Here is a 20,497-nt window from a genome sequence, read left to right as displayed (position 1 = left end):
GCCTGCTGGATGCTTCGCCAAGGGAGCACCTATGCGATTCGGACTCAAGCTGGCTTCGTTCGCCTTCGCGCTCGCGAGCGCGCCGTCGCCGGCGAACGCGGCCGATGGGGCGGGGCTCTTCGCGCTCCCGCCGAGCCGGCCCGACGCGTCGGCGCGCGCCGCGATGCCGGCGCCGGAGCCGCCCGCGACGTCTCGAGGGACGTTCGTGGCGCTGCTCGAGCGAACGATGCTGGCCGCCTTCGCGCCGCCGCCGGCGGAGGTGCGCGTCGCGCCGCTCGTGAGCCAGGGCGGCGGCGGCGGGCTCCGCCTCGTGCTGCCCGTGTGCGAGGACGGCTGTTCGCGCTACGCGACCCGCGGGGTCCTCCTCGTCACCCCGAGGACGCCCGACTCGCCGATGGCCTGGCTCGCCGCGGTGAGCAACCGCAGCGCGCGCTCGCCCGAGGGGCCGCCCGGCCTCGCGGCCCTGCGGGAAGAGGCCCGCAGCGCCCGCGCGAAGGTGCCTCAGGAAGAGGAGAGCGCGCTGCCCGAGTAGGCGCGAATGCGCGCGAGGCGGCGAGCGCGCGCCGGCGGGAAGCCCGCCTGTCGCCCGCGAGCGCCGAGCTGGCCTGAGCGCGAGGGGCCGAGTCGGCGGAGCACGGATATCGCGCGACGGCGGCAGACGGGGCACCACCTTTCGGGAGAACGGAGTCGGCGCGCGCGGCGACTCACGGCGGGACGGGGGCAGACGTGACCGCGTCGTGCAAGGCGCGGAACATCGCTGCGAGCTTGTCCGGCTGGTAGCTGGCGTTGAGCCCGCTCGGGTTCGGCAGCACCCAGATCCTCGTCGCGTCTAGCGTCTCCGGCTGCGGGCCGGGCGCGGCGTGGGGCCTGCCGAAGGCGCTCCGGTAGGCGCCGATCCCGAGCACGGCGAGGATGCGCGGGCGGTAGCGCCGCACCTTGGCCGCGAGCCGCTCTCCGCCGGCGGCGAGCTCGTCGGCGGAGAGCTCATCGGCCGATGCGGTCGCCCGCTCGACCACGTTGGTGATCCCGTAACCGAGCTTCAGCAGCTCGCGCTCCTCGAACGGCGAGAGCACGCGATCGGTGAACCCGCCGGCGTGCAGCGCCGGCCAGAACCGGTTGCCCGGGCGGGCGAAGTTGTGCCCGACAGCGGCCGTGTAGAGGCCCGGGTTGATGCCGCAGAAGAGGACGCGGAGGTCGGGGGCGATGACGTCCGGCACCGTCTTGCCGGCGGCGGCGAGGATCTCTTCGCGGGTGGGCCTTCGGGGTCGGCGAGGGGTGGGCACGGGCTTTCGGGGGCGAGCGCGGGGCGCGGCGGGGCGCAGCTTACGACGGCGGCGCGAGGGGAGAGCGCGGCTGTCGGCTGGAGGAGGTGAATCGGCTCTGGACGGGGGCGGTACAGCGGATACCGTCGTGCGTTCCCCGATGCTGGCGCGGTCGCTCGGTCTGCTCACGGCGCTGCTCGCGGCCGCCTGCGCGCGCGCGCCCGAGCCGGCCCCCGCGCGCGGCGCCGCGGCGGCCGCTCGGTCGGCGCGCGGGGGGCGCGCCGCGGACGCGGGTGTGTCGCGCGTGCCGGGCGCGCCGGGCGCGTGGGGCGCCCTGGTCGCGGCCGGCGCCGCGCCGGCGGGGGTCCGCTACGTCCACGGGCTCGCGGACGTGTTCCGCGTGACGCACGGCGGGCCGGACGCGGCCGTCGTGGATCGCGTCGTCGCGGCGGGCGCGCGGCTCGAGCTCGGCGAGGGCGGGCGCGTGGTCGCGGCGGCGTGGGAGCCCGATCTGTGGGCGTCCGGCGATCCGGTCGTCGGGTCGCTCGCGATCGCGCCCCACCTCGGCGGGGGCTTCCTCCACTGGACGCGGCGCAGGGCGTTCCGGTCGCGCGGCTTCACGGGGCCGCTCGCGGAGGTGGCGCTCGGCGGCGGCGCCCGCGCGGTGCGGGGCGCCAGGAACGGCCTGGGCGGCGTCGTGATCTTCACGGAGCAGGGGCCGCGCGCGCTCCCGCCGGGCGAGGACCGCGGCCGGGCGCTCGAGGCGCCGGCGATCCACGATCTCGCCGCGCTCGACGCGGAGCGCGCGGTGCGCCTCGACGTCTTCGGCCGCGCGGCGACGACCGCGGACGGCGGTCGGACGTGGATCGACGTCGGACGGCGGATCGGGCTCGGCGCGCGCGGCCTCGGCGCCGCGCCGGACGCGCTCTGGCTCGCCACGGCGCTCGGGCGCGTGGCCGTGCTGCCGGACGGCTCGCTCGGCCGCCCCGACGGCGATCTCCGCGCGACGCCGGCGGCCGGCGCGTTCCAGCTGCTCGTCGCGGGCGGCCGGGCCGCCGAGCGCGAGGCGCTGGCCCTCGAGGAGCGCGCGCAGCTCGCGCCGCTCGAGGCGGCCGTCTCGGCCGGCGCGCTCCTGCCCGACGGGACCGCGCTCGGGGTGTTCGAGGGCGGGGTCGCGCGGATCGACGCGCGCACGGGCGCGACGCGCGAGCGGCTCGCCGGCTGGCTCCCGGACGGGCTGGACTGCGCGCCCATGCGCGCGGACGACGGGCTGCTCTTCCTGTGCGCGTGGGACGACTACGAGGGCCACGGCAGCTACGTGCTGCGCTCGGAGCGCGGCGAGGCGCCGCTGGTCGAGCGCGCCTTCAGCGACGAGGGGTTCTTCGTGGCCGACGACGGCGGCGCGGTCGGCTACGTCGGCGGCTGCGCGGCGTCGCCGCGGCTCGTGAGCGACGAGGAGCGCGATCGTCGCTACGGCGAGGTCGTGGTCCACCCGCGGATCTGCGTGCGGCGCGGCCCGGGCGCCTGGGTGGAGCGCGCGATCGAGCTCGGCGAGACGGAGTCGCTGGTCGGCTGGGCGCCGCGCCGGGACGGGAGCGCGGTCGCGCTGCTGCAGGGCGAGGGCGGCGCGCTGCCGGCGCCGGTCGGCGCGCGGCTCTGGCGCGACGAGGGGGGCGCGCGGGTCGTGCAGCTCGGGGCGCGCCCGGCCGGCTGGTACTGGACGCCGCCTCCGCGCGACGGGGCGCGGGTGCTCGTCGACCGGCGCTTCCGCGCGCGCGAGGACGGCGGGGTCGACGGCTGGCTGTCGTCGATCGAGTGGCCCGATCCCGTGGGGCAGGCGAGCCTCGGCGTCACGATCGCGGCGGACGGGGCGATCTCGCCGCACGAGTTGCCGCCGGATCCGGCGGGGATGGTGGTGACCGGCGATCACGGCGTGCTCGTCACGCGCGGCGCGGAGCTCCACGAGACGCTCGATCACGGCCGGACGTGGCGCGCCGCGGGGCGCTCGCCGGTGACGCCGTCGTCGTTCCAGGGCGCCTGCTCCGCGCTCGGCTGCGCGCTGGTCGGCGTGGTGCGGCTCGGCTGGGGCGCGGGCGAGCCGTCGCCGGCCGTCGCCGCCGCGCCGGGGCCCGGATGCGGGGGAGCGGAGGCGGGCGTGGCGGGCGCGGCGGCGTGCCCGGGCGGCGGCCGATCGGAGGAGGCGGCGGGGCTGCCGGTGCTGTCGTGCGCGCCGGTCGGCCTGCCGGCGCCGCTGCCGGGCGCGGCGCCCGCGGCGGGGTCGGAGCGATGGACCGTGGCGACGCCGTACGGCGACACGCTGGAGATCGTCGCCGACGCGCCGGAGCCGGAGCGCGCCGCGCGGCCGGACGACGGCGCGCCGCCGCCGCCGCTGTCCGAGGAGGCGCCGCCGGAGGGCGCGGCGCCGGCGAAGGGCGGCGCCGCGCCGGGGCGAGGCGGCCCGAGGGCCGCGGCGCTCCGGACGCACAGCGTGGTGGTTCGCCTGCCGTTCGATCTGCGCGGCGAGGCGCTGCGGCTGAACGCGACCGAGCTCGCGCCGAGCGGCAGGCGCGGCGCGCAGCGGGCCGCCGCGGTGCCGCTGCTCGCGCCGGGCGGCGAGGCCGCGCTGCTCGTCGTCGCCGAGGCGGGCGAGCTGCTGCTCGGCCCCGAGGGCGCGCGGGCGCTCCCCGCGCTCGAGCCGCGCCGGAGCCCCGTGGACGGGTCCGCGGGGCGGGCGCCCGGCCTCCTGCTCGGCCCGGGCCGCGCCCTCGTGCTCGGCGAGCACCGGCGCCGCGCGGCCCTCGAGGAGCACGGGCCGGAGCCCCGGCAGCCCGCGCGCGTCGTGGGGCTCGATCGCGAGGAGCTGCGGGGCCGGACGATGGCGCTCGCCCGGCGCGACGACGGGGAGGCCGGCGTGCTGGTGCTCGACGGCCCCGCGGCCGAGACCGCGGGGGCCGCGGCGCTCGATCGCCTGGCCGGGACGGCGGGCGAGGTGGTCCCGCTGGCGCCCTGGTCGACGCTGACCGCCGCGAGCGACGCGCGCTGCCGCGCCATGCGGGGCGCGTGGCGCGCGCTCGTGGCGCTCGATCCGGAGCGCGCGCTGCGCCTCGACCGGCGGGCGCTGCCCGCGATCGCGCTCGGCGACCAGGGCATCGCGGCGGTGCGCTGGGGGCGCGAGCGCGTGTGCCTGGAGGCGCTGCACCTCGCGGTCGCCGACTCGAGGCGGCGGGGCGAGGCGGCGGCGGACGCGGCGCTGATCGCGCGGTGGACGGCGCCGCGGGGGCAGGGGGGCGGGGCGGGGGGCGAAGGGGTGCTGCGGACCGCGTCGACGATGCAGCGGCTCTCGTGCGCCGCGGGCGCCAGGTCGGGCGACGAGTGACGCCGCGCGCCCTCGGCCGGCTCTCGCTCCTCGCCGCGCCGGCGCTCGCGGCCTGCGGGGCGGCCGAGCCGGCGCCCGCGCCGCCCGGCGCGCCGGAGCCGCCGCGCCGCGCCCCCGCCGTCGTGGCGCTCGGCCCTGCCCGGTACGTCGCGCAGGCGGCGCAGGGGCTCGTCGAGCGCGCGGTCGTCGACGGCGAGGAGATCGAGAGGGCCGTGGTGAGCGGCCTGCGCGTCGAGCTGCACGGCCTCGCGCGGCTCGATCCGCTCGGCGCCGGCGGCCCGGAGCTCGCCGGCGGCGCGGCGTTCCCGGCCTGGGCGCAGGCCGGGCCGCGCTACGTGTTCTGGAGCGGCGGCGACGTCTACACGGCGACCACCTTCGCCGGGGAGCTCCAGAAGCGCGCGACCTTGCCGGGCAGCGTCGCCGGCGTGTTCCCGTGGCTCGACGGCGTCGGCCTGATCACGTCGGCCGGGAGCTTCGCCGTCGAGGGCGCGACCGGCGCGCTGCGGCCGCTCGGCATGCCGTCCCTCGTCGCGGCCGTGGCGGCCAGCGACCGCCGCGCGCTCGGCCTGACCGTCTTCGGGCGCGCGCTCCTCACGGTGGACGCGGGCGCCTCCTACCGCGACGTCACCGCGGAGGTCGGCGGCGCGATCGCGCTCGAGGTCCGCGGCGAGGAGATCGTCGCCTCGCTCCGCGGGGGCCTCGAGCGCGCCGTCGACGCGGGAGGGCGCCTCGGCGCGCCCCGCGCCCCGCGCGCGCGGCCGCCGGCCGGCGCCGGCTCCTACGCCGCGTGGCTCCCCGGCGCCCCCTTCGAAAAGCTCGCGGACGCCGTCGCCTCGGGCCTGCCGCTCGACGACGGCGGCGCCGTGATCGCCGCGGACGGCGCCGCCGGCCGCATCGACCTCGCGACCGGCCGCGCCTCGTCGGTCGCGCCGCTCCCGCCCGGCAGCGGCGCGTGCGCGCCGTTCCGCGCGAGCGACGCGCTGCTCGCCGTCTGCGCCGGCCCGGATCGCGCGAGCGTCGTGGACCTCGCGAGCGACGCGCGCGGGGCGGGCGCGCTCCGGCTGGAGCGCGCGTTCGAGCTCCGGCCCGAGCCGGAGCGGGAGGGCGGCCGCTTCGTCGGCGTCGACGGCGATGCGCTCGGTTACCTCGGGCCGTGCGAGGGGCTGCCGAGGCCGCGGCTCGACCTCAGCGCGATCGCGCGCGCGGCGTTCGCCGGCGGCGCGGCGCCCGAGAGCGCGGTGCTCTGCGTGCGGCGCGGGCCGGGCGTCTGGGTCGAGCACCGCCTCGACCCGGCGGACGCGACCGACGTGATCGCCTGGATCCCGCGCGCCGGCGGGGACGCGGTCGCCCTGGTCGCGCGCCCCGGCGCGTTCCTGCCGGACCGCGAGCGCGTCGAGGTGCGCGGCGCGCTGCGCGTCGTGCGGATCGCGCGCGGCGAGCCGCCGCTCCACCTGCCCTCGTACGGCGAAGGGCGGCCCGGGCTGCTCTCGCGCGCGCTCGTCGCGCACGCGGACGGCGCCGTCGAGGGCTGGCTCCCCGCGCAGGGCGCGGTCGGCCTCGCGCCGATCGCGATCGACGCCGCCGGCCGGCTGCGCCGCCTCCCGCTGCCGGCGCGCGCGCGCTCGCTCGAGGCGTCGGGCCCGTTCGCGCTCGTCGAGACGGAGGACGGCAGGCTCTTCGAGACGATCGATCGGGGGAGGCGGTGGACGCCGATCGCGCCGCCGCCGGGCGGCGCGGCGGCGCGGCTCTCGGGCTGCTCCGCGGTGGGGTGCCGCCTCGGCCCGTTCCTTCGGATCGGGTGGGCGTCGGCCGCGCGCGGCGGCAGGGCGCGCGCGGCGTCGCCGCCCGACGCGCTTGCGGCCGAGCTACCCCCGCGGCGCGAGCGCGACGGGCCGTTGCGGCCGCTGGCGCCGCCGCCCGTCGCGCGGCTCGCGTGCCGCTTCGCGGGGCCGATCGCGGCCGCGCGCGTGCCGGAGTCGCAGGGGTTCGGCGCGGTCGCCGCGCCGCCCCTGCGCACGGCGAGCCCGCTGCGGCTCGGCACCCTCGGGGTGCTGACGCTGCCGCCCGTCGGCGGCGCGCTGCCGGCGGCCCTCGCCGACGCGGAGCTCGCCTGGATCGCCCCGCTGGATCTGCGCGCCGAGATCCGCCGCGCGAGCGTGCCGGTCGCGGGCGCCGAGCTCTCTCGGCTCGCGTACCGGCCCTACGAGGCGCAGGTCGGGCTCGCGATCGATCGCGACGGCCGCGTGGCGCCGGTCGCGGTCGGCCCGAAGGAGGCGTGCCTCGCCGGCCTGCTGGACGCCGCGCGCGTGACGCGGCCGATCGGCGGCTGCGCCCCCCAGCCCTCGATCGGCGTCGATCTCGGCGATCGCGCGGTGTTCCTGAGCCCCCGGTACGACGGCCTCGCGGTGAGCGCGGTCGACCTGCGCGGGGAGGCGGCGCGCGGCGCGCCGGCGAGCCCGCGGCCGTCCGGCAGCGGGGCGCTGCGGGAGCTTTACGTGCAGCGCGCCGCGCCGATGGCGGGGCCGCAGGCGCGCTTCGCCTTCGGCGCGGGCGCGCGCGGCGGCGCGCCGGTCGTGGTGGCGGTCGCCGGCGACGGCGGCGCGGTGCTCTCGCCGGTCGATCCCGAGCTCGGCGAGCTCGGCCCCGAGGAGGCGCTCGCGCCGCTCGGCGAGCTCGCCGCGGGCAGCGCGCCGTCGTGCGCCCCGCGCCGCGGGGAGGCGCGCGTGGTCCTGCCGTTCGACACGGAGATCGGCCTCGCGCCCGGTGCGTTGCCGGGGATCGCCGAGGCCGGGACGGCGGGCGTCGCGGTGATCCGGTGGTCGCGCGATCGCGCGTGCCTCGACGCCCTGGAGCTCAACGTGCGGGACGAGCGCTACGAGGCCGACCTCGGCTTCTACGAGCCGCCCGGCGTCGTGAAGAAGCTCGTCGCGCGCTTCGCGGGGCCGCCGCCCGCGGCCCGCGTCGGCGAGCGCGGCGCGCCGGCGCGCGAAGCTGGCGGCGGCACGCTCGTGCTCGTCCAGCCCGGCCAGGAGGTGCGGCAGCCGGTGCGGTGCACGGCGGTCGTGCCGGGGCGCTGAGGCGATCGTGCGCTGAGGCGGGCCCGCGGCGCTCGGCGGAGCAGCGCCTTGGCTCGCTTGCAGGCCCGATCCTCGCGGCGTATCGTGCGTTGCCTGCGCCTCGGGTCGCGGGGACGCCATGATCGATGCGCGAGAGAAGTTCCGGGAGCTGACGCGGGTCTTCGATCCGATCTACCGGCCCTACCAGGACGCCGGGGACGGTCCGGGCTCCTCGTATGTGCGGGAGGCCCACGAGGGTTACCGCGAGCAGCTCGAGGCGGCGCTCGACCTCAACGACAACGCGAAGCTCCTGGTCGCCGGCCAGCCCGGGTGCGGAAAGACGACGCTGCTCCTCAGCGTGGCCCAGTGGCTGCGTAGCGAAGGGCGGATCGCCGCGTTCGTGGACCTCGAGGCGCAGACCGCGGTGCAGGATCTCGGCGCGGTCGAGATGCACCTCGCCGCGATGGCCGCGCTGCTCTCGCAGGCCAGAGGGACGGGAGCGGTGCCGTCGGCCGGCACAATCGAGGCATGCCGGGGCTGGATCGAGGAGCTGGAGGGCTCGGCACCGCCTCCCGAGCCCGACGCGCTCGCGACCGCCCTGAGGCGCCATCTCGCGAGGGCTCGGGACAGCGATGGCATCCGCAAAGAGCTGCGCGATCGGGCCGCGCAGGGCGGCGCGGACCATACCCTGGAGCTGCTCACCCTGATCCTTCAGGATCTGTCCGAGCGGCGGCCGGTCGTGATCCTCGACGGCCTGGACAAGCTGCCCCCCGCGCAGGCGCGCGACACCTTCCTGGACGACAAGCGGAAGCCGATGGCCGAGGCGCCGGGGTCGGCCATCCTCACGATCCCGCTCTCCATCGTGTACGAGCCGACGTTCAACGTGCTCAGCGAGCGGTACAACAACGCCGACAGCGCCGTGCTCCCTGCCGTGCGGCTCTGGGATTTCGATCCGACGACGCGCGAGCGCCGGAGATCCAGCAAGGGCGAGCGCATCCTGCGGAGGATCGTCGAAGCGCGGGTCAACCCGATCGACCTCGGGATCGTGATGAGCGAGGCGCTCGATCGCGCCATCGTCGGCTCTGGAGGCAACATCCGCGAGCTCTCGCGGCTCATGCAGTCGAGCGTGGTGAAGGCGCACGTGCGGCGCGGCAGCTTCGTCGAGCCGCAGGACGTCGAGGCGGCCATCGCGGATCAGCGCGAGTCGTTCCGGCGCGCCTACGAGCCCCGGTTCCTTCCCGTGCTGAAGAAGGTCCGGGACGAGTGCCAGCTGGAGGGCGGCGGGGAGGTGAGCAAGCAGCTCCTCTACGGGCTCTGGGTAGTCGAGTACCGGAACGGCACGGCGTGGTACAGCCTGCCCGAGCCGGTGGAGCAGCTCCTTCGCCAGATGGAGCGCTGCTGAGTGTCGCCCGAGGCGCGCATGGAGGAGCTGAGGGCGCGGCTATCGCTCGCGCGGGGCGCCGCCACGCTGCTGCTCGCCACCGTTGCCAGCGAGGTCGATCTAGAGCCTTCGCGGCGCTTTCTGCTCGACGTCCTGCGCGCGGCGCCGATGACGGTGACCGACCTCGGCGAGTGCGCGTTCAACGACGGGCCAGCGCGCTGGGCGGAGCTCACGCGCCGCGCGCCTGCGGACGGCTTCGTGCTGGCGGCGAACCCCCGGGGGGCGCTCGCGGGCGCCGCGTTCGCGCGCCTCTTGAACGCCGAGCGCGAGCTCCTGCGCCAGCTCGCCGGCCCCATGGTGCTGCTCGTGCCGCGCGACACGGAGCGGATCCTCCGGAGCCATGCGCCGGACTTCTTCACGTGGATCGCGCAGAGCTACGAGGTTCCCCCCGCCGGCGAGATGGCGGCGATCGCCGCGCGGCTCGGCGTCGCGCCGTCGGCCATCGAAGCGCCCGCGCTGCAGGACGAGCCGATCCGGTTCCTGCACCTCTCGGACATCCACCTCCGCCCTCAGCGGGTCAAGCGCTACGACCAGGATCGCGTGTTGCGCGGTCTCCTCGAGTTCCTGGAGCGGGACCGGGCCGAGTTCCCGCTCGATCTGGTGTTCTTGACGGGCGACCTCGCGCAATCGGGCAAGCGGGAAGAGTACGCGCTGGTCGTGGACTTCCTGCGCAAGCTGATCGAGGTGACGGGGGTGCCGCCGGAGCGGCTCTTCGTGATCCCCGGGAACCACGACGTGGATCGCGACGTGGGCCGGTGGCTGCTCCGGACCCTGAGCAGAGACGACGAGGCGATCGCGTTCTTCGAGGAGCCGGCGAGCCGAGGCTTCCACGAGAAGAAGTTCGACGCCTACCGCGGAGGACTCCGCGATCTGCTCGGCGCTTCGCGCCCGCTGGGGCTCGCGGCGGGCGCGGAGGCCGTCGAGGTCGTGGACGTGCGCGGCGCGCGCATCGGCGTCGCGTCGTTCAACTCGGCGTGGTTCGCGCAGGGGGATGACGATCACGGCAAGCTCTGGCTGGGCGAGCCCAACGCGCATGGTGCGGCACAGCGGCTCGCGGACGAGGGCGTCTCCTTTGCGATCGCGCTGCTGCACCACCCGTTCGACTACCTGCACGAGGTGGAGCGCGAGGAGATCGAGCGGATCTTCGAGCGCTCGTTCGAACTCGTCCTGCGCGGTCACCTGCACAAGGACAAGACGCGCACGATCCTGAGCCCGCGAGGCGGCTATGTAGAGGTGGCTGGGCCGGCGGCCTACCAGGGGAGTCAATGGCCGAACGGCTGTTTCCTTGGCGAGATCTGGGCGCGCCGTCGCGCCGTGCGGCTGCGCCCCTATGCGTTCTCGTCCGGCGCCGATCCGTGGGTGCTCGACCCGAAGGTCTTCCCGGACGACGCGGACCAGGGCTACTGCCACACGTTTTCACTGCCGGAGAAGCGGCGCGTCAAGAGCGCGCTGGCGAAGCCGCTGGAGCGCGCGGCGGAGATGGTCCTTTCGTCCGCGCCTCCGGCGGAGCAGCGCGAGCTAGCGGCGGAGCTTGGAATCGTTGTGCCCGAAGGGCGCTTGTCGGCGGAGTCCTTGCGGAAGGCTGCCAATGCGGCGGTGGCGCTCTCGCCGGACGTCGCGCGCTTGTGGGCCCTTGGCCGATGGGTCGGGCTGGTCCGCGAGGTGATCGAAGAGCAGAGTAAGGACGCACGACGCATCGAAAGGACAGATCCTCAGTTCATGGAGAAGGCGCTCTTGCGTGCGGCTCATGCGTTCCGCCGCTTTGAGCAAGACTTCGAGATCGATCGCGGGGCGTTCATGAGAGACGCACCCTTGGTGATCCGTGCCGCTCTGGAGTTGATCCTTGACGGTCCGGTCTATCGTCAAGCCTCCGTCTCGTCGCTTTCCGACGTGCGTTCACATCTCGTGATCGGGACCATGGGCGAGCCGGGTTCACAGCGCGCCGTCGTCCAGGTGAACGTGGTCCACGATCCTGCCCGCGACGAAGACGTCGCGAGCGCTGCGGAGCTCGATACATATGTCGGGCTTTCCGGTGCTGGCCACGCCGCGTTGGTCCTGGTCGGCGCCGTCGCGCCTTCCGCAGACGAGCCTCGAATCGAGCACGTGACGACGCCCGCCGGGCGCGAGGCGCTGCTGCTCCGGTTGTAGTCTGCGGCGAGGCGCCGCGTTCTGTGCGCAAGGCGGCGGCAAGCGCTCGGGCCGCGAGAACACCGTCGTGCCTTGCCAGACCGCCGTGCGGTGATCTCGGCACGATGGTGGACCTTCGCGAGAGCGCAGGGCGGTGGTCTCGGCACGATGGTGGACCTTCGCGAGAGCGCAGGGCGGTGGTCTCGGCACGATGGTGGACCTTCGCGAGAGCGCAGGGCGGTGGTCTCGGCACGATGGTGGACCTTCGCGAGAGCGCAGGGCGGTGGTCTCGGCACGATGGTGGACCTTCGCGAGAGCGCAGGGCGGTGGTCTCGGCACGATGGTGGACCTTCGCGAGAGCGCAGGGCGGTGGTCTCGGCACGATGGTGGACCTTCGCGAGAGCGCAGGGCGGCACCCGACGGCGCTCGAACCGTTCGACCAGGACCCCACTGCCGTGTACGTTTCGACCGCCCACCCGATGCACCGCGCGACCGCCGCCGCCGCGATGCCCTCCCGCGCAGGCGTCCTCCTCGGGCTCGCCCTCGCCGCTGCCTGCAGCGCCGCCCCCGAGCGCCCTCCGCCGCCCGCCAAACCCCAGGCCGCCGCGCCCTCGGACGTGCCGCCGCTCTCTCCGGCGCGCTACGCGCTCACCGAGGGCGTCGGCGTCCTCTTCGACGCCGCCGCGCCCGGCGATGGCGCGCCCGCGCCCGGCCCGCAGCCGGCGCTCCACGAAGGGGTCCGCGTGCGCCTCGACGGCGGCGTCGTGCTCGCCGCCGCGCCCGCGTCCGAGCCGCTCCGCGGGTTCCGGTCGATCCCGGCGCGCCTCGGGGGCGGGTTCGTCCTGTGGTCCGAGGGCCGCGTCTACCGCGCCAGCGACTTCCTCGGCGCGCTCGCGCCCATCGCCGACGTCGGCGCCCCCGGCGGCGCGCGGCCGTACCTCGACGCCATCGTCCTGCGCAGCGACCGCGGCCTCCTCGAGGTCGACCCGTCCTCGCTCGCCGTCCGGCGCTTCGGCGTCGCGGGCGTGGTCGACGCGGTGGCCGTCGACGCACGGCGCGCGGCGCGCCTCGACCTGTTCGGCCGCGCCTCGGTCACGCTCGACGGGGGCGTCACCTGGGTCGACGTGCTCGAGGCCCACGGGCTCGCCACGACGCTCCTCCAGGAAGGGCGCGGGGAGGTCGCGCTGCTCGGCCCCTCGGGCAGCCCCGCGCTCCGCGTGACCGCCGCCGGCCTCGTGCGCGCCGCGCCCGCGCCGCCGCGCGACGGCCCCAGCCCCTCGCTCCACCTCCCGCCGGCGCGGGACCCGCTGCCCGGCGCGTCCTCGAGCCGCGGGCTCGCCCCGGAGGCGCTCGCGCTGGCCGCGGCGGCCGGCGCCCTCCTCCCCGGCGGCAGGCTGCTCGTCGCCCGCGACGGCGGCCTCGCCGTGCTCGCCGCGGCGACGGCCCAGCCCATCGCCGACGCGGAGATCGAGGGCCTCGACCCGCGCTACGCGCGCTGCCAGCCGTTCCGGGCGGGCGAGGACGTCCTGCTCGCGTGCGCGCACGACGCCGCCCACGTGCTCCGGCTCGAGACGACGCTGTCCGCGCCGCGCCTGGAGGCCACGTTTCCGCCCCGCGGCCGCGACCCCGATCCGATCGCGACCTCGCGGGGGGCGTTCCTCGGCGACGATCGCGGCCGCCTCGCCTTCGCCGGCCGGTGCGGCAGCGCGCCTCCCGGGCTCCACGACTTCCAGGAGAGCCCGGACGGCGCCGCCTCGCCGGACGGCGAGCGGTCGCCCTGGCCTACCGCGCTGCCGCTGCCGGACGAGCCGCGCGCCCCGGCGGCGCGCCCCCCGCGCGGCGCGCCCGCCGAGGACCGCGCCGCGCGCGTCTGCGTGCGCGCCGGCGGCGGCCGCTGGGTCGAGCGCCGGATCGAGGGGGAGGATGCCGCGCACCTCTACCGCTGGATCGCCGGCGAGCGCGGGACCGTGACCGCGCTCGTGCTGGAGGCGCCTCCCGTCGCGCGCGAGCGCGCGCGACCGCCCGAGGGCGTCCGCGTGATCCGCGTGCGCGAGCGCGACCCGGCGCTCGCCGGCGGCGTCTTCCCGGCGCTCGCCGACCCCGCCTCGCCGCGCCTCGTCGACACCGACTTCTGGGAGGACGACGACGGCGCCGTGCGCGGCTGGCTCCACCTGGCCGACGCCACCTCGCCGGCCGACGGCGCCTCGCCGGACCGCGCGGCGCCGCCGGACGTGGACGCGCCCGCCGCGCGCCTGCTCTCGACCCGCCGCGGCGGACGCCTCGCCGGCCTGCGCATCGACGCGCGCGGCGGCATCACCGTCTACCCCCTCCCGGCCGCCGTCGCGCACGTCGTCGCCGGCGGCCGGTTCGCGCTCGCCGCCACGGGCGACGACCCGCCGGCCTACTTCGAGTCGACCGACGGCGGCCGCTCGTGGCGCCCCGTGGAGGGCCCGCCCGCTCGCCAGATCGAGCCTCCGCTCGACGAGGGCGCCCCCTTCGCCTGCTCGCCGATCGGCTGCGCCATGGGCGAGCACGGCCTCGTCCGTCTCGGCTGGGGCGGCTCCCCGCCGCCGCCGCGCGGCGCGCCGCCGCCCTACGCCCCCGCGGCGAGCCCCGCGCCGCGGACCGCGCCTCCGCCGCTCGTCTCCTGTCGCCTCGACGACGACCCCCCCACGCCCCCGCCCCCCGCCGCCCTCCCGGCGCCGCGCCCCCCTGCGGGCCGCGCCGGCCGGATCGCGCTCGCAGCGCCGGGCGCCCCCGCGGCGGCCCGGCTCCTCGGCGGCGCGCCCCCGGTCGTCTCGCTGTGGACCGCTGCGTCCTCCCCCCTGGGCGCGCTCCGCGACGGCGTCTTCATGGTCAGCGTGCTCCCGCCGTTCGCGGGCACGGCTGCGCCCCGCCGCGTCTCCCTCCGCGACCGCTCGCTCGCCATGGCGACCGGCGAGGCCGTCCCCGTGCTGCTCGCGCCTGGCGCCAAGGCGCCCGCGGATCTCTTGCTGCTCCTCGACGCGGACGAGCCGCACGGGCGGCGCGCCCTCCGCGTGCCCGCGGGCGCCGCGCCGCCCGCGCTGCTGCCGTTCGATCACGCCGGCGCGATCGCCGCCGCGGCCGAGCTGCCGGGCGGCGACCTGCTCGCCTTCGACGCCGGCAAGCGGAGCCTCGTCCTGGCCACGCGGCAGGCCACCCTCGCCGTCGCCGGGCTCGCGCCCGTCCCCGACGTCGCCGGCGCCCGGCTCACCCTCGGCCGGCGGCTCGACGCCCCGGGCTTCGCGCTCGTCGGCTACGCCGTCGCCTCGGGGGAGGTCGTCGCCGCGCCGCTCGACGCCGCCCGGGGTGAGGTCGGCCCCGTCGAGCCGCTCGGGTCTCTCGCGTCCCTCGCCGAGATCGGCGCCGGCGGCTGCGGCGGCGCTCGGCCGTCGCACCGGTTCATCGCCGAGCTGCCGATCACCCTGCGGCTCTCGTCGAGGGGCGGCGCGCCGCTCCTCGACGAGGACGCCCCCGCGGCCGCGCTGCTCGCCGGCGGCCGCGGCGCGCTGTGCGTCGAGGCGATCGAGATCCGGGCCGCGGCCCGGGGCGCGCAGGATCTCGGCGCGGTCTTCGGCCCCGGCGGGGCCGCGGCGCTCCGCGGGGGCGCGCGGCTCCGCTGCGAGCTCCTGCCAAACCGGCCCTGACGATCGGCGCGTCCCGGAAACTGCGCTCCGCGGTGCCTACGTGCTAGGGTCGGCCCCATGCCCGCCCTTCGATCCTTGGCCCTGCCGATCGCGGTGGCTGCGTCGATGCTCGGCCAGCTGGCCTCTTGCTCCGAGCGGCCCACCAACTTCCCGGACCGCGACGGCGTCATCGCCGCCCAGGCCGAGTGGTGCGCCGCGCTCGCCAAGCTCCAGCGCGCCGGCGCGTCCTGGGAGCACCTCAACGCGTGCAAGGCCGCCTACCCGACCTCCTCGCCCACCTATCTCCGCGCCATGACGAGCTGCTTCTCGCGGCGCATGGAAGCCGCCACCGAGAGCTCGCCCGACCGGAGTCAGATCATCCTCGAGTGCAACGACGAGATCGCCGTCAAGATCAACCCGGACGAGCCCACGGCGAAGCCCGTCATCGACGCCCGCTGCGCGCGCATGTCCCGGTGCGAGAAGATCCCGGTCCCCGACTGCCAGGCCGCGTTCACCAAGCTCGAGGCGGCCCAGCGCGCGATGTTCACCACGATCTACAACGCCTCCGGCCGCTACGAGATCATCGACTGCCTCGAGAACGCGAGCTGCACCGACAACGAGGAGGCGGGCCGCCAGGCCTGTTACAAGCCCACCTCCGACGCGCTGCTCTGGTTCCCGGACTGAGCCCGCGCTCCCCGGCGGGCGCCGCGCCCCCTCGGACGCCGCGCGTCGGCGCGGCGCCTCGCCCGCCGTGAGGCCCCGTGCCCGCGCCGCCTGCCCTCTCGTCCGCGCCTCGTCTCCATGAAATCCCTGGTAGCGTGCTGCGCATGCGAACCGCCCGACCTCGAACCGGTCCCCTGTCTCAGCTCGGCGCGCGACGTCAGCGCGCCGAGCGTCCTCACGCTCGCCCTGCCCACGCGCGCCCCGGAGCGGCGTCCCGCCTCGCCGGAGGCGGCCGCCGGCTCCTGCTCGCGCGCGTCGTCGCCGCCGCGCTCGCCCTGATCGGCGCGTGGCTGCCCGCGACCGCGGCGCACGCGGCGGGCACCGTCACCATCGCCGATCGCTCGCCCAAGGAGGACGACGGCCGCTGGAAGCTCAAGATGACGATCAACTACGGAGGGACGCCGCACCTCTCGCACATCCCGATGCTGTTCTCGTTCACGCCGACGGTGCACTACGAGCGCGCGCTCACCGACCAGTCGCCCGAGAAGCCGATCCTGAACCGCATCCCGCTCCAGAACCAGCAGTCGATCAACGAGAGCATGGACGTCGGCTTCTCCGACGGCAGCGGCAAGGTCTTCTCCATCACCAAGTTCGACTTCGTCCTCCGGCGCGATCGCGGCTTCGAGGCCGGCGAGTACGAGCTCGTGATCAAGCGCGCGAGCGACGGCGTGCAGATGGGGCAGAAGCAGAAGATCACCCTGCAGGGCGAGAACGAGATCATCGATCGCCGCGCGATCGTCTTCACCGGCGAGAAGAAAAAGAAGGACAAGCCGGCGGACAAGGCCGACGCCGAGAAGAGCGGCGAGACCGAGAAGGCGGAGGGGTCCGAGGGCGAGCCCGCGTCCGAGCCCACGGAGGCCGAGGCGCCCTCCGCCGCCGAGCTCCCGCCCGACGAGGCGCCGCCGCCGGTGGAGCCGAAGCAGGGCGGCTGCGGCTGCCGGCTGTCCCCCGAGGAGGCCGCGACGCCCCTCGCCTTGCCGCTCGTCGCCCTGGGCGCGGCGGCCGCCGTCGCTCGACGGAACCGCGCGCGTCGCGCGCGCCGCGGCTAGCGCCGCCCGCCGCGCCGGCGCACGCCGCAATCAGGCGTGGCGCGCGTGGCGCGCGGGCGCGTGCGCCGGTCGCTCGCGCCCACGCCGCAGCCAGGGCGGACGGGTCTTCTTCGAGGCGACCTCTGTGCTGGACGGCGCGCGCAGCCTCGGCGCGGCGCCCGCCTCGCGTGATCGCGCTTGCAGGGACCACCCGAGCCCGCCGACAATCGCCCGCCGACGCCGATTGCCCGCGACTCCCTCGCGGGCCCGCCGTCCCCAATCCAATCGATGAGCTCCCTAGTCCCTGCCCACCAGCACCCTCTGCTGTACGCGATCTTCGTGCGCGTCTGGCTCCATGAGCTCTCGCGCGCCGCCAAGGCCAGGGTGACGCTCGCCAGCGTGCCCGACGCGGCGCTCGACCGGCTCGCCGCGCTCGGCGTCGACTACGTGTACCTGATGGGCGTCTGGACGCTCGGCCAGGAGGGCCAGCGCCTCTCGCTCGCGCACCCCGACCTGCGCGCCGAGTACGACCGCGTGCTGCCGGACTGGACCGACGCCGACGTGGTCGGCTCCCCGTTCGCCGTCGCGCGGTACGAGGTGAACCCCGCGTTCGGCGGCGACGCCGCGCTCGCGGATCTGCGCCGGCGCCTCGCGGCGCGCGGCATCGGGCTCATCCTCGACTACGTCCCGAACCACGTCGCGCGCGACCACCACTGGGTGAAGGAGAAGCCCGAGTGCTTCATCCAGGGCGACGACGGCGCCCCGCTCAGCGGGCGCGACCCCTACATCCCGCCGTGGCCCGACACGGCCCAGCTCGACTACCGCCTCGCGGCGACGCGCGCCGCGTCCGCCGAGGCGCTCCGCAGCGTCGCGTCGCGCTGCGACGGCGTCCGCTGCGACATGGCCATGCTCGTGCTCGACGACGTCTTCCGGCACACGTGGTCCAAGCGGCCGCCCAAGGAGCGAAAGGCCGAGGCCACGGGCGAGTTTTGGGCCGAGGCCATCGACGCCGTGCGCCGCGACCACCCGAGCTTCGTCTTCATCGGCGAGGCGTTCTGGGACCTCGAGTGGCGCCTGCAGATGCTCGGGTTCGACTACACCTTCGACAAGAGCCTTTACGATCGGCTGAGCCACGCCTCGGCGTCCTCGGTCCGCGGCCACCTCGCGGCCACGCCCGACTACCAGCGCCGGAGCGTGCGCTTCATCGAGCACCACGACGAGCCGCGCATCGCGGCCGTGCTCCCGCCGGACCGGCGCCGGGCCGCGGAGTTCATCGCGGCGACGGTGCCCGGCATGCGGTTCATCCACCACGGCCAGCTCGAGGGGCGGACGGTGCGCGCCTCGCTGCACCTCGCCCGCGCCCCCGAGGAGCCGGTCGACCAGGCGTGCCTCGCCTTCCACGAGCGGCTGCTCGGCGCGGTGCGCCGCCCGATCCTGCGCACCGGCAGCTTCGCCACGCTCACCCCGCGCGGCCCGGGCGCCGACGCGTTCGTCGCCTACCGGTGGGAGCCGCTCCCGGCCTGCGGCGCGCCCCGCAGCGCGGCGCCGCTCGTGGCGGTGGTCAACTTCGCCCCGTCGCGCGGCGGCTGCCGCATCCCGCTCGACGTCGCGGGCGTCGCCGGCCGCAAGGTCCTGCTGGTCGACCTCATGACCGGCAACGAGCACCCGCGCGACGGCGACGAGCTCGTCGATCTGTCGCGCGGCCTCGGCGTCGAGCTCCCCGCCTACGGCGTCCACCTCTTCGAGATCCGGCGCTGATCGGCCGGCGCCCGGTCGCCCCGCGCCTGGAGGTCCCCATGTCGAACACCGGCGCCGGCGCGCCCTTCCGCCTCGTCACCATCCCCTTCAGCCACTACTGCGAGAAGGCGCGGTGGGCGCTCGACCGCGCCGGCGTCCCGTACCGCGAGGACCCCTACCTCCCGCTCGCCCACGCGCTCCCGTCGCTGCGCGCCGGCGGGCGCCGCACCGTGCCGGTGCTCGTCACGCGGGCGGGCGCGGTCTCCGACTCCACCGACATCCTGCGCTATGCCGACGCGTTCGTCCCGTCGGAGCACGCGCTCTTCTCCGGCGAGCCCGGCGCGCGCCGCGACGACATCGAGGCGCTCGAGGCGCGCTTCGATCGCGAGCTCGGCCCCGCCGTGCGCCGCGTCGCGTACTTCCACGCCCTGCCCGACGAGGAGGCGATGTTCTCCGTGATGAGCGGGGCGTTCCGCGCGCTCGAGGGCGCCGGCGCGGCGCCGCCCTCGTGGTTCGGGCGCGGCGCCTTCCGCGCCTACTTCCCGGTCGCGCGGGCGGTCATGAGGCGCGCGATGCGGATCGACGCCGCCGGCGCCGAGCGCTCGGGGGGCAAGCTCCGCGCGGTCTTCGACGCGGTGAACGAGCGCCTGCGCGACGGGCGCCCGTTCCTCGTCGGCGATCGGTTCTCGGCCGCCGATCTCACGTTCGCCGCGCTTGCCGCGCCGCTGATCGTGCCCGAGCGCCACCCGGTGCCCTTCCCGTTCGCCGGGCTGCCGGCCGTCCTCCGCGAGCTCATCGAGGCGCTCCGCGCCGAGCCGGCCGGCGCCTTCGTCCAGCGCCTCTACCGCGAGCAGCGGCACCGGAAGGCCGGCCCCCCCGCCGGCGGGTGACGCTCGGCGCGCGCTGACGGCCGCCGCGCGCTCAGCCGCGCGCCGGCACGCTCGCGAGCAGGTCCCGCACCGCCGGCCCTGCCTTCAGCGGCTCGCGGCGCGCGCCGAAGTGCCGCGCGTGATCCCGGATCGCCCCGATCGCCGCGTCCGGGGCGAGGCCGTGCCGGGCGCGCAGCCACGCCGCCAGCACGACGGCCGCGCGGCCCGCGCCGGACGCGCAGTGCACGACGATGGGCGCGCCGCCGGCCTCCGCGCGCCGCAGCGCGGCGAGCGCGCGCTCCAGGGCGTCGGGCGAGGGGATCGCCCCGCCCTCGAGCGGCACGTGCGTCACCCGGAGGAACTCGCGCTGGTAGCGGCCGAGGAGCGGGACCCGATGGAGCGCCAGCTCCCCCTCGTCGAGCAGGCAGAGCACCTCGCGCATCCCCTGCCGCGCCATGAAGCCGAGCCACGCCTCGACGGGGGCGTCGCTCGGATCGGGGTGCTGCGCGGCGCCCGGCGGCGCGACCACGGACGAGCGGATCCCGGAGGCCGACCAGAGCGCCATCCCGAAGCCGGGGCGCTCCGCGCCGTGCACGACCCGGTCGAGCGGCGACGCGGGCGCGAAGTTGAAGGGGGCCGACGTCGACGTCTCGCGCCCGCTCCGGTAGAAGAGCTCGAACTCCTCGACGGACGCCTCGAGCTCGGGGTCGTCGATCGAGCCGGGCCGCGCGCGCCGCACCTCGTGGATGGCCTCGGTCGACGACCGGCCCAGCGCCACGAGGCGGCAGGCGAGCACCACGCCGGTGCGCCCGATGCCGCCCTCGCCGTGCACGACGGCGGGCCGCGGCGCCCGTTCGAGGAACGCCACGGCGCGCAGGAGGTCGACGCTCGGGATGCGCGTGAAGTCCGCGAGCGGGCAGTGCAGGTGGACGAGCGAGCCGAGCGCGTGCGGCGAAGGCGCCCGCCGCGAGAGCGACACCATGCTGCGGAAGCCGAGCTCCACGAGCTCCTCGACCGCCCGCGGCGCGTGGGGGTACGCCATGCCGGCGAGCTCGCCGGGCAGGACGAACGAGAAATTCTCGAGCTCACTCATGGCCGCCGCCCGGTGCGCACACGGTCGTGAGCTGCGCCGCGCGGTGGGGCACCCGCCCGCACCGGCCCGGGAGGTCGCAGCGCGCTGCGCCCCCCGCCGCGTCGCGGATCGGCGCGGCGGGGCGCTGCGCCGGGCCGC

Annotated in this window: 12 protein-coding genes; 10 read left to right on the top strand and 2 right to left on the bottom strand. The window is 77.1% G+C overall.

Annotation, left to right across the window (positions count from 1 at the left end; all coding sequences use genetic code 11):
* Nucleotides 1–31: 31 nt before the first annotated feature.
* Complete coding sequence (locus tag WME98_RS02545; RefSeq protein WP_437949795.1) at nt 32–532, top strand: hypothetical protein; 501 nt, start codon at nt 32–34, stop codon at nt 530–532.
* 172 nt (nt 533–704) lie between these two features.
* Here WME98_RS02545 and mug read toward each other — a convergent pair whose 3' ends face one another.
* A complete protein-coding gene (gene mug / locus WME98_RS02540) occupies nt 705–1,217 on the bottom strand; it encodes a G/U mismatch-specific DNA glycosylase (RefSeq protein ID WP_437953951.1) in 513 nt (170 codons plus the stop codon).
* A 193-nt stretch (nt 1,218–1,410) separates the two neighbouring features.
* On the opposite strand from mug, the gene WME98_RS02535 reads away from it, so the two are divergent.
* The 9 genes from WME98_RS02535 (at nt 1,411) to WME98_RS02495 (ending at nt 19,287) form a co-directional block, all read left to right on the top strand.
* On the top strand, nt 1,411–4,638 hold the full coding sequence (locus WME98_RS02535) for a hypothetical protein (protein ID WP_437949794.1): 3,228 nt from the start codon (nt 1,411–1,413) through the stop codon (nt 4,636–4,638).
* The gene (locus WME98_RS02530; protein WP_437949793.1) at nt 4,635–7,715 is read left to right on the top strand and encodes a hypothetical protein; all 3,081 of its coding nucleotides are present in this window, start codon (nt 4,635–4,637) and stop codon (nt 7,713–7,715) included. Before WME98_RS02535 ends, WME98_RS02530 begins: the two co-directional genes overlap by 4 nt.
* A 118-nt stretch (nt 7,716–7,833) precedes the next feature.
* A complete protein-coding gene (locus tag WME98_RS02525) occupies nt 7,834–9,096 on the top strand; it encodes an ATP-binding protein (RefSeq protein ID WP_437949792.1) in 1,263 nt (420 codons plus the stop codon).
* Entirely contained in the window at nt 9,097–11,283 is a 2,187-nt protein-coding gene (locus WME98_RS02520) for a metallophosphoesterase family protein (RefSeq protein WP_437949791.1), read from the top strand.
* A gap of 434 nt (nt 11,284–11,717) precedes the next feature.
* On the top strand, nt 11,718–14,930 hold the full coding sequence (locus tag WME98_RS02515) for a hypothetical protein (protein ID WP_437949790.1): 3,213 nt from the start codon (nt 11,718–11,720) through the stop codon (nt 14,928–14,930).
* A gap of 57 nt (nt 14,931–14,987) precedes the next feature.
* Complete coding sequence (locus tag WME98_RS02510; RefSeq protein ID WP_437313360.1) at nt 14,988–15,593, top strand: hypothetical protein; 606 nt, start codon at nt 14,988–14,990, stop codon at nt 15,591–15,593.
* Between the two features lie 143 nt (nt 15,594–15,736).
* Nucleotides 15,737–16,681 carry a hypothetical protein gene (locus tag WME98_RS02505; RefSeq protein ID WP_437949789.1) on the top strand — a complete coding sequence of 315 codons (945 nt, stop codon included), beginning with the start codon at nt 15,737–15,739 and terminating at the stop codon, nt 16,679–16,681.
* 267 nt (nt 16,682–16,948) lie between these two features.
* A complete protein-coding gene (locus tag WME98_RS02500; protein ID WP_437949788.1) occupies nt 16,949–18,418 on the top strand; it encodes an alpha-amylase family glycosyl hydrolase in 1,470 nt (489 codons plus the stop codon).
* Between the two features lie 38 nt (nt 18,419–18,456).
* Nucleotides 18,457–19,287, top strand: a complete 831-nt coding sequence (locus WME98_RS02495) for a glutathione S-transferase family protein (RefSeq protein ID WP_437949787.1) — start codon at nt 18,457–18,459, stop codon at nt 19,285–19,287.
* A 31-nt stretch (nt 19,288–19,318) separates the two neighbouring features.
* On the opposite strand, the gene WME98_RS02490 is transcribed toward WME98_RS02495, so the two are convergent.
* A complete protein-coding gene (locus WME98_RS02490) occupies nt 19,319–20,359 on the bottom strand; it encodes a phosphatase domain-containing protein (protein ID WP_437949786.1) in 1,041 nt (346 codons plus the stop codon).
* Nucleotides 20,360–20,497: the final 138 nt, after the last annotated feature.

It is taken from the genome of Sorangium sp. So ce296 (assembly GCF_051529605.1).
GTDB classification, from domain to species: domain Bacteria; phylum Myxococcota_A; class Polyangia; order Polyangiales; family Polyangiaceae; genus Sorangium; species Sorangium cellulosum_D.
Note: the sequence above shows the minus strand (reverse complement) of the source record. Positions and strands in the feature narration are given on the sequence as shown.

What these genes read in the sequence shown, in the direction of transcription:
- WME98_RS02545 (WP_437949795.1), top strand. Translation starts at nt 32, where the DNA reads ATGCGATTCGGACTCAAGCTGGCTTCGTTCGCCTTCGCGCTCGCGAGC.
- WME98_RS02525 (WP_437949792.1), top strand. Translation starts at nt 7,834, where the DNA reads ATGATCGATGCGCGAGAGAAGTTCCGGGAGCTGACGCGGGTCTTCGAT.
- WME98_RS02510 (WP_437313360.1), top strand. Translation starts at nt 14,988, where the DNA reads ATGCCCGCCCTTCGATCCTTGGCCCTGCCGATCGCGGTGGCTGCGTCG.
- WME98_RS02505 (WP_437949789.1), top strand. Translation starts at nt 15,737, where the DNA reads ATGCGAACCGCCCGACCTCGAACCGGTCCCCTGTCTCAGCTCGGCGCG.
- WME98_RS02500 (WP_437949788.1), top strand. Translation starts at nt 16,949, where the DNA reads ATGAGCTCCCTAGTCCCTGCCCACCAGCACCCTCTGCTGTACGCGATC.
- WME98_RS02495 (WP_437949787.1), top strand. Translation starts at nt 18,457, where the DNA reads ATGTCGAACACCGGCGCCGGCGCGCCCTTCCGCCTCGTCACCATCCCC.
- WME98_RS02490 (WP_437949786.1), bottom strand. Translation starts at nt 20,359, where the DNA reads ATGAGTGAGCTCGAGAATTTCTCGTTCGTCCTGCCCGGCGAGCTCGCC.